The organism is Acetobacter lambici (genome assembly GCF_011516885.1).
Classification (GTDB): Bacteria; Pseudomonadota; Alphaproteobacteria; order Acetobacterales; family Acetobacteraceae; genus Acetobacter; species Acetobacter lambici.
In genome coordinates, this window is sequence record NZ_WOTD01000176.1 from 1 (window position 1) to 610 (window position 610).

1 pseudogene is annotated in these 610 nt (G+C 61.0%); it reads right to left on the bottom strand.

Annotated features, from left to right (window positions below):
- Positions 1-610, bottom strand: a pseudogene (locus GOB86_RS15745) (lactate dehydrogenase); the annotation flags it as partial.

A 610-nucleotide genomic window follows, 5' to 3' on the forward strand; every position in this document is an offset into this window, starting at 1 on the left:
GAGGTCGGCGACATTGACGAACTCGGTAAAGCGCGTGACGGGCTTGTAGAGGCCACTGGGTTGCAATTCGAGTTCGGTCCGGGTCTCCCCGAAATTGGCGGCCCATGCGTCGAACTCGTGCAGGCCGCGGCTACGCAGCGCATCGAGCGCCATATAGCGCTGGACCGAATACAGCTCGCCCAGCGTGTTGGTGATCGGGCTGCCTGACGCCAGGACCAGCGCGCGACCGGGATTGACCCGCTCAAGATAGCGGGCCTTGACGAACAGGTCCCACGCGCGCTGCGAGCCTTCGGGAGCCACGCCCTTGAGGTCGCCCTGATTGGTGGCAAAGCTCAGTTTGCGGAACTGCTGGGCTTCGTCCACGAGGATCTGGTCAATCCCCAGTTCCCCCAGATGCAGCATGTCATCCTTGACGCTCGCCAGCCCTTCGAGCTTCGCCTCCATGATTTCCTTCATGTGCTCGATCCGCTTGCGCGACAGCTGGTCGCCTTTATTCATTTCGCAGAGCAGCGTGTCATAGGCGTCGATCTGTTCGTCGATCATCCCGCGCTCAAAGGATGCCTCGACCGCGATGAACTTGAAGGCGTCATGGGTGATGATGATCGCATCC